At 71.2% G+C, this 9,394-nt stretch carries 2 protein-coding genes; both read left to right on the top strand.

The window, feature by feature from the left end:
- Window positions 1-7,932, top strand: a 7,932-nt coding sequence (locus ACYVMZ_RS38775; protein ID WP_461087942.1) for an SDR family NAD(P)-dependent oxidoreductase, incomplete at its 5' end; no start/stop codon positions are given.
- A 243-nt stretch (window positions 7,933-8,175) separates the two neighbouring features.
- A partial coding sequence (locus ACYVMZ_RS38770) for a type I polyketide synthase (protein WP_461087940.1) occupies window positions 8,176-9,394 on the top strand: 1,219 nt, incomplete at its 3' end.

The following is a 9,394-nucleotide window of genomic DNA, read 5'->3' as shown; positions in this document are numbered from 1 at the left end:
CTCACCGCCCCGGAGGCCCAGGCCGGTCTGATCCCGGCCCTGCGCAAGGACCGCCCGGAGCTGGACACGTTCCTGACCGCACTCGCCCAGGCGTACGCGCGCGGCACAGCGATCGACTGGACCCCGCTGTTCGCGCCGACCGAGTCCCGCCACCGTGTCGACCTGCCCACCTACCCCTTCCAGCACCACCGCTACTGGCTGGAAGAGGCCCCGCGTGTTCCCACGGCGGACGTCCCGGCGGACGCAGGGGAGGCGCGGTTCTGGGAGGCGGTCGAGAGGGAGGACCTCGAGTCGCTGCGGGCAGAGTTGGACGCCGGGGGGAGTGACGCCGCGCTGACCGAGCTCGTACCGGTGCTGTCGTCCTGGCGTCGGCAGCGGCGTCAGGCGGTGACGGTCGAGCGGTGGCTGTACCGGGAGTCCTGGAAGCCGTGGACGGACCTGGCTTCCGCCGTGCTCACCGGCACCTGGTGGGTGGTCGTACCGGGGGACGGGTCATCGTGTCCATGGGGAGAGGCGGCCGCCGCCGCACTTGAGGACCGTGGTGCTCGAGTGCGCCGGATACGCGTCGTTCGTGAGGAGACCGAGCGCGGGGAACTGAGCGGGCGGATACGAGCATGCCTGGCCGAGGAGGGCGAGGCGACTCCGCAGGGAGTGCTGTCGTTCCTGGCCCTCGACGCCGCCGGTTCCGTCGGTGCCGCCGACCCGATCGTGCCCGTGGGCCTGGAGCAAGTTCTCGCTCTCGTACAGGCGTTGGGAGACGCCGATGTCGAGGCGCCCTTGTGGGTGGCCACGAGCGGCGCGGTGTCCACCGGACGCTCGGACCGGCTGACGGCGCCGGCCCATGCGGCGGTGTGGGGCATGGGCCGGGTCGCGGCCCTGGAACAGCCCCGGCTGTGGGGTGGTCTGGTCGACCTGCCCGCGGAGCCCGACGAGCGCGCCCGTAAGCGGCTGGTGGATGTCATCGCGTCGTCGGCCGGTGAGGATCAGGTGGCGGTGCGTGGGTCGGGGGTGTTCGTACGGCGGTTGGTGCGGATGTCGTTCGGGTCGGTGTCGGTGGGTGGTGCCGGGTGGGTGCCGCGGGGGAGTGTGCTGGTCACGGGTGGTACGGGTGCGTTGGGTGGTCATGTGGCGCGGTGGCTGGCGCGGGAGGGTGCCGAGCATCTGATCCTGACCAGTCGGCGTGGGCCGGGGGCTCCTGGTGCTGAGGAACTCCGCAGTGAGTTGGAGGAGTTGGGTGCCCGGGTGACTCTTGCCGCGTGTGATGTGGCCGATCGGGAGGCGCTGGCGGGGCTGCTGGCACAGGTGCCGGAGGAGTTGCCGCTGACGGGCGTGTTCCACACGGCTGGTGTGCTGGACGACGGTGTGCTGGATGCCATGACGGCGGAGCGGTTCGCCACGGTGTTCCGGGCGAAGGTGCAGGCGGCGCTCAATCTGCACGAGTTGACGCTGGACAGCGAGCAGCTGACCGCCTTCGTGCTCTTCTCCTCCGTGGCGGGCTCGCTGGGCGTCCCCGGACAGGCCAACTACTCGGCGGCGAACGCGTTCTTGGATGCCTTCGCGGCCCACCGGCAGTCGCTCGGGCTGCCGGCCGTGTCGCTGGCATGGGGTCCGTGGGCGGAGAGCGGTATGGCCGTCGACGGCGGCGTGGTGGAACGCCGGGCTCGGGAGAGCGGCATGCCCCTGATGGCCCCCGAGTCGGCCGTCGCCGCCATGGCGCGGGCGATGGCCACCGCCGCACCGGCGGTCACGGTCGCCGACGTGGAGTGGGACCGCTGCGCACCGAGCTACGGTTCGGCGCGGCCGTGCCACCTGTTCGACGAGCTCCCCGAGGCCGCGACGGCCGGGCGGACCGACGAACCCGGCCCGGACACCGCCTCGCCGTCCTCCTTCGCGGACCGGCTCGCGGCTCTTCCGGTGGCGGAGCGCGAACGGGAACTCCTCGCCGTCGTACGCACGCGTACGGCCACCGCGCTCGGCTACCCCGCGAACAGGACGGTGGACGTCAGCCGGCCCTTCAAGGACCTCGGCTTCGACTCGCTGACCGCGGTGGAACTGCGCAACCTGATCGGGGCTGCCACCGGACTGCGCCTGCCGGCCACACTCGTCTTCGACCACCCGACCCCGGCCGCGCTCGCCGACCACCTGCGCGCCGAGTTGTTCGGCGATGCCGACGCGGAGCACGCTGACGGCCCCGCCTCCTCGACCGCACGCGTCGCAGCCGACGACGAGCCGATCGCGATCGTGTCGATGAGCTGCCGCTTCCCCGGCGACGTACGTTCCCCCGATGACCTGTGGCGGCTCCTGCGCGACGGCAGGGACGCCATCGGAGACATGCCCGACAACCGTGGGTGGGACGTGGAGCGGCTGTACCACCCGGACCCGGATCATCCCGGCACGAGCTACGTCCGTGAGGGCGGGTTCCTGTACGACGCGGCCGAGTTCGACGCGGACTTCTTCGGGATCTCGCCGCGTGAGGCGCTGGCGATGGATCCGCAGCAGCGGCTGCTGCTGGAGACGGCGTGGGAGGCGTTCGAGCGGGCCGGCATCGACCCGGCAACGCTGCGCGGCAGCCGCACCGGTGTGTTCTCCGGGACCAACGGCCAGGACTACGAGGACGTGCTGCGCACGGCCGCGGACCGTGGCGAGGGCTACCTCGGTACCGGCAATGCGGCGAGTGTCGTGTCCGGCCGGCTGTCGTACGTGTTCGGCTTCGAGGGGCCGGCGGTGACGGTCGACACGGCCTGCTCGGCGTCCCTGGTGGCCCTGCATCTTGCGGCGCAGGCGCTGCGGCAGGGTGAATGCGACATGGCGCTGGCCGGTGGTGTGACGGTGATGTCCTTGCCGGACACGTTTGTGGAGTTCAGCCGGCAGCGGGGGCTGGCGGTGGACGGCCGGTGCAAGGCGTTCGCGGAGGCGGCGGACGGTACCGGTTGGGGTGAGGGCGTCGGCCTGCTGCTGTTGGAGCGGCTGTCGGATGCCCGGCGGAACGGGCACCAAGTGTTGGCGGTGGTGCGGGGTTCGGCCGTCAATCAGGACGGTGCGAGCAATGGGCTTACGGCTCCGAATGGTCCGTCGCAGCAGCGGGTGATTCGGGCTGCGTTGGCGAGTGCCGGGCTCGTGCCGGGTGATGTGGATGCCGTGGAGGCGCACGGTACGGGGACGACGTTGGGCGACCCGATCGAGGCTCAGGCGCTGCTGGCCACGTACGGGCAGGACCGGCCCGAGGACCGGCCGCTGTGGCTCGGCTCGATCAAGTCGAACATCGGGCACACGCAGGCGGCCGCCGGTGTCGCGGGTGTGATCAAGATGGTCCTCGCCATGCGGCATGGTGTGCTGCCGCGGACGTTGCATGTGGATGCGCCGAGTTCGCATGTGGACTGGTCGACGGGTGCGGTGGAGTTGCTGACGGAGGCGCGGGAGTGGCCGGAGCGGGAGGCCGGTGTGCCGCGTCGGGCGGGTGTGTCGGCGTTCGGTGTGAGCGGCACGAACGCGCATGTGATCGTGGAGCAGGCGCCGGTCGAGGAGCCCGCGCGGGAGGTAGAGGCCGGGGAATCGGTGTTGCCTGGGGTGGTGCCGGTGGTGGTGTCGGCGAAGTCGCCGGAGGCGTTGCGGGGGCAGGCGGCCCGGCTGCGGGAGCACTTGGAGTCGGGTGTCGAACTGGTGGATGTGGGGTGGTCGTTGGCGGTTGGGCGGTCGCGGTTCGAGCATCGGGGTGTGGTGCTGGCCGGGGACCGGGAGGGGCTGCTGGCTGGTTTGGAGCGGCTGGCTGAGGGTGAGTTCGCGGCGGATGGTGTGGTGTCTGGGCGGGCGGTCGGTGGTGCCGTGCGTCCGGTGTTCGTGTTCCCCGGTCAGGGGTCGCAGTGGGCTTGGATGGCGGTGGAACTCCTCGATGCCAGCCCGGTGTTCGCCGCGCGGATGCGGGAGTGTGCGGATGCGTTGTCGGCGTTCGTGGACTGGGATCTGTTCGAGGAACTCCACGGGGAGAACTTCGACCGGGTGGATGTGGTTCAGCCGGTGTTGTTCGCGGTGATGGTGTCGCTGGCCCAGGTGTGGCGGGCGGCTGGTGTGGAGCCGACCGCTGTGGTGGGTCACAGTCAGGGTGAGATCGCTGCCGCGTGTGTGGCGGGGGCGCTGTCGCTGGAGGACGCGGCCCGGGTGGTGGCGTTGCGCAGCCAGGCGATCCGGGCGCTGTCGGGCAGCGGTGGCATGGTGTCGGTGCCGTTGCCGGTGGGTGAGGTTCGTGAGCTGCTGGCGGCTTGGGACGGTCGTATCGACATCGCTGCGGTGAACGGGCCTGCTCAGGTGGTGGTCTCGGGCGAGCCGGAGGCACTGGAGGAGCTTGTCGCTGAGTGCACTGCTCGCGACATCCGGGCGCGGACGATTCCGGTGGACTACGCCTCGCACTCCGCGCAGGTGGAGGCGATCGAGGAGCACCTGGCCCAGGTGCTGGCTCCGGTGGCACCCGAGACGCCCGAGGTGCCGTTGTTCTCGACGCTCACGGGTGAGTGGCTGGACGAGCCGATGGACGCGGGGTACTGGTATCGCAACCTGCGTCACACGGTCCTGTTCGAGCAGGCCACCCGACGGTTGCTCGAACAGGGACACACCTTGTTCCTGGAGATGAGCCCGCATCCGGTGCTGACCGTCCCAGTCCAGGCCACCATCGACGACACGGACTCCGACGCCGCCACGCTCGGCTCGCTGCGCCGCGACCAAGGCGGCGTGAAGCGGCTGATGGCCTCGCTCGCCGAGGCGCACGTGCACGGTGTCGAGCTGGACTGGAAGACGCTGTTCCCGGGCGCCAGGACGGTGGATCTGCCGACGTACGCCTTCCAGCACGAGCGCTACTGGCCCCGCCCCGCCCTCCCGGGCGCGGGTGACGTGTCGGCGACGGGTCTGGACGCAGCGGAGCACCCCCTGCTCGGTGCGGCGATCGCGTTGGCCGACGGAGACGGGCACCTGCTCACGGGACGGCTGTCGTTGCAGTCGCACCCGTGGCTCGCGGATCACGCGGTGGCCGGTCGGCTGTTGGTGCCGGGGGCGGCGTTCGTGGAGCTGGCGGTGCGCGCGGGGGACGAGGTCGGCTGTGGGGTGGTGGAGGAGCTGACCCTCCAAGCCCCGCTGGTGCTGCCGGAGAACGGCGGCGTTCAGATCCAGGTCGCCGTCGGTGCCCCGGACGAGACCGGGCGGCGTCCGGTGAGCGTTCACGCCCGGGACGAGAAAGCGGACGCGGGGGCGTGGACGCGCCATGCGGTGGGCTTCCTCGCGGCCACCGGAAGCGGGGAACGGACACAGGCTTGGGCCTCGGCCGAGTGGCCGCCGCCCGGGGCCGAGCCGATCGTCGAGGCATCGTCCCTGTACGAGCGGCTGACGGAGACGGGATACGGCTACGGACCGGTCTTCCAGGGGTTGCGGGCGGCGTGGCGACGCGGTGAGGAGATCTTCACCGAGGTCGCGCTGCCGGAGGAGTACCGGGAGGACGCCGGTGCCTTCGGGCTGCACCCCGCCGTACTCGATGCGGCCCTGCATGCGACGCTCCTGCTGCCGGATCGGCAGGACGGGGCGGAGCAGGGGCTCGGGCTGCCGTTCGCGTGGAGCGGTGTGGCCCTGCACGCGGCGGGCGCCGCGGAGGTCAGGGTACGGATGGTCTCCGCCGGGGCGGACACCGTGTCGCTGACGCTGGCCGGCACGGACGGGCAGCCGATCGCCTCCGTGCAGTCGCTCGTGTCCCGGCCTGTGTCGACGGACCAGCTGGGCGGCGCAGCGGTCGGCGACTCGCTGTTCCACGTCGCCTGGCGGGAGGTGCCGGACGTCACCGTGCCGTCGCGGGACTGGGATGCGGGCCTGGCGGTGATCGGTGCCGAAGCGTTCGCACCCGGTGCGGCCTGCTACCCGGATCTCGAGGCCTTGGGCGCAGCTCTGGCCGAGGGAGCCGAGGTGCCCGAGACGGTGGTCTGGGCGCCGGCCGACGGGCCAGGGGAGGTCGCCGAGGACAGTGCCGGGATCGCTGGTGTCGGCGCGGTCGCCGACGCGCTGCGCGTCGTCCAGGAATGGCTGAAGGACGAACGGTTCGCGTCGGCCCGGCTCGCGGTCGTGACCCGTGGGGCGGTGGCGGTCGGTGACACGGTGCCCAGCCCTGCGGGTGCGGCCGTGTGGGGGCTGGTCCGCTCGGCGCAGGTCGAGAACCCGGACCGCTTTGTCCTTGTCGACCTTGAGGAAGCCGAGGAGGTCCGGGAGGCCAAGGAGGCAAGGCAGGCCCATGAGGCTAGCCAGGTCCATGAGGCCAGCCAGGTCCATGAGGCCAGCCAGGTCCATCAGGCGAGGCAGGTCCATAAGGCCAAGGAGGCCAAGGAGGCCAAGGAGGCCAAGGAGGCCAAGGAGGAGGCCAAGGGGGTCGAGGCAGGGGGACCGGGCGAGCCCGGAACCGTATGGGCGTCCCAGCTGGCCGTCGCACTGGCCTGCGGTGAACCGGAGGTGGCGGTCCGCGCGGACACCGTACGGGTGCCCCGGCTGACCCGCGTCCCCGTGCCCGCGGACAGCGGTACGACCGATGGCGTGTGGGGCCCGGGCACCGTGCTGGTGACGGGCGCGTTCGGCGGGCTGGGCCGACTGGTGGTCCGGCACCTCGTCGAGCGGCATGGAGTACGGGACCTGCTGCTCGTCTCCCGCAGGGGCGAGGACGCCCCGGTGGCGGGCGACGTACGGGCGGAGCTGGAGAAGTCCGGTGCGCGGGTCACGATCGCCGCCTGTGACGTGGCCGACCGCGCGGCACTGGCCGGCCTCCTCGACGGCCTCGACGACCTGTCCGCGGTCGTCCACGTCGCCGGTGTCCTCGACGACGGCGTGACCACCTCGCTGACACCCGAGCATCTGGACGCCGTATGGCGGCCCAAGGCACTCGCGGCGGTACACCTGCACGAGCTCACGGCCGGCCGGGACCTGACGGCGTTCGTCCTGTTCTCGTCGGCGGCCGGGGTCCTGGGCAGCCCGGGACAGGCCAACTACGCGGCGGCGAACACCTTCCTGGACGCCCTCGCCGCACAACGCCGGGCGCAGGGCATGCCGGCCGTCTCACTCGCCTGGGGGCTGTGGGAACAGCCCAGCGAGATGACCGAGAAGCTGGGCGTGGGAGACCTGAACCGCCTGGCACGCGGCGGCGCGGCCCCGATGCCCACCCAGGACGGACTCGCGCTCCTGGACGCGGCGGTGACCCTGCCGGCCGACGAGGCTCCCCCTGTCCTGGTGCCCCTGCGTCTGGACACGGTGTCGCTGCGCGCCGCGGCGGGATCGGCCGGACTGCAGCCCGTCTTCGCCGAACTCGTCCGCGCACCCGTGCGCCGGAGCGTCGGACGGCCCGGCAACATGGCGAGCGACAACGGGCACGGTCCGGAACTCGTCCGAAAGGTGGCGGGTCTCGGCGAGGAGGAGCGCAGGCGTACGCTGCTGAACGAAGTCCGCGGCCATGTCGCCGCAGTGCTCGGGCATTCCGGAAAGGACGCGATCAGCGCCACCCGGGGATTCCTGGAACTCGGCTTCGACTCGCTTACCGCCGTGGAACTCAGGAACCGCCTGAATTCGCTCTCCGGAATGCGCCTTCCCGCCACCCTGATCTTCGACTGTCCATCCCCCGCCGCACTCACCGACTATCTGCACGAAAACCTGCCCCGGGACGGTGGCGCAACAGGCGGTACGACGGGACCGCGACCCGGCGGCGTGGTCGCCGAACTGGACGGACTGGAAGCCGCCCTGGCGGCGGGACCACTGGACGCCGACCACCGGACAGCCGTACGCAACCGCCTGCGGGCCCTGCTCGGCAGGCTGGACGGCGAGGACCGGACCGGTCTCGAAACGGCGTCCATCACGGAGAAGCTCGAAGAGGCCGACGACGATGACATGTTCGACTTCATCGACAATGAACTCGGCGTCTCCTGAAAGAAATTCATAGGGGTGCTAGGGGGAGGGTAGGGGTTGTTGGCCCTGCTCTCCCCTAACTAGAGTCACCTCTGGGTCTGGTGGATTTCATGCAGAAGGAAAAATGGGCGTCTTCGGATTTTGCTCAAATCCTTCTGCTCAGGTCCGGGTCTGCTCACGAGAATGCGTTTGCGCCGGCGCGCCGGTCACCTCGCCCTCCCCCACGGTATGGGTCGGCTGTTTGCGTTGAAGGAGTCGCACCGAATGGCGAACGAGCAGAAACTCCGTGAGTACCTCAAGCGGGTCACCGCGGATCTGCATCAGACCCGGCAACGCCTGCAGGAGGTCGAGTCCGCGGGCCAGGAACCCATCGCTATCGTCGCGATGAGCTGCCGCTACCCCGGAGACGTGGCCGGGCCGGAAGACCTGTGGCACCTCGTCGCCGAGGGCGTGGACGCGATCTCCTCCTTCCCGGCCGACCGCGGCTGGGACGAGGACCTCCACGACCCCGACCCCGACCACCCCGGCAAGACCTACACGCGCGAAGGCGGCTTCCTGCACGACGCCGCCCAGTTCGACCCTGAGTTCTTCGGCATCTCCCCCCGCGAGGCCCTCGCGATCGACCCGCAGCAGCGGCTGCTCCTGGAGACCTCCTGGGAGGCGTTCGAGCGGGCGGGCATCGACCCGACGACCCTGCGCGGCAGCCGTACGGGCGTCTACGTCGGCGTCATGTACGGCGACTACGGCAACCGTATCCTCAACAACCCCGATGGCCTGGAGGAGTTCGAGGGCTACCTCGGAAATGGCAGCGCGGGCAGCATCGCCTCCGGTCGCGTCGCCTACACCTTCGGCCTGGAGGGCCCGGCCGTCACGATCGACACGGCCTGCTCCTCGTCCCTGGTCGCCCTGCACCTGGCGGCGCACGCCCTGCGGCGGAACGAGTGCACGATGGCGCTCGCCGGCGGCGTGACCGTGATGTCCACCCCGGACACGTTCGTGGAGTTCAGCCGGCAGCGCGGGCTGGCGGTGGACGGCCGCTGCAAGTCGTTCGCGGAGGCGGCGGACGGTACGGGGTGGGGTGAGGGTGTCGGTCTGCTGCTGTTGGAGCGGTTGTCCGATGCCCGTCGGAACGGGCATCCGGTCCTGGCGGTGGTGCGGGGTTCGGCCGTCAATCAGGACGGAGCCAGCAGCGGGCTCACGGCCCCCAACGGCCCGTCGCAACAGCGGATGATCCGGGCTGCGCTGGAGAGCGCCGGGCTCGTGCCGGGTGATGTGGATGCGGTGGAGGCGCACGGTACGGGCACCACGCTCGGGGATCCGATCGAGGCGCAGGCGCTGCTGGCGACGTACGGGCAGGGGCGGCCCGAGGACCGGCCGCTGTGGCTGGGGTCGATCAAGTCGAACATCGGGCATACGCAGGCGGCTGCGGGTGTGGCCGGTGTGATCAAGATGGTGATGGCGATGCGGCACGGTGTGCTGCCGC

It is taken from the genome of Streptomyces deserti (genome assembly GCF_054782695.1).
This window is presented reverse-complemented; position numbering and strand designations above follow the sequence as displayed.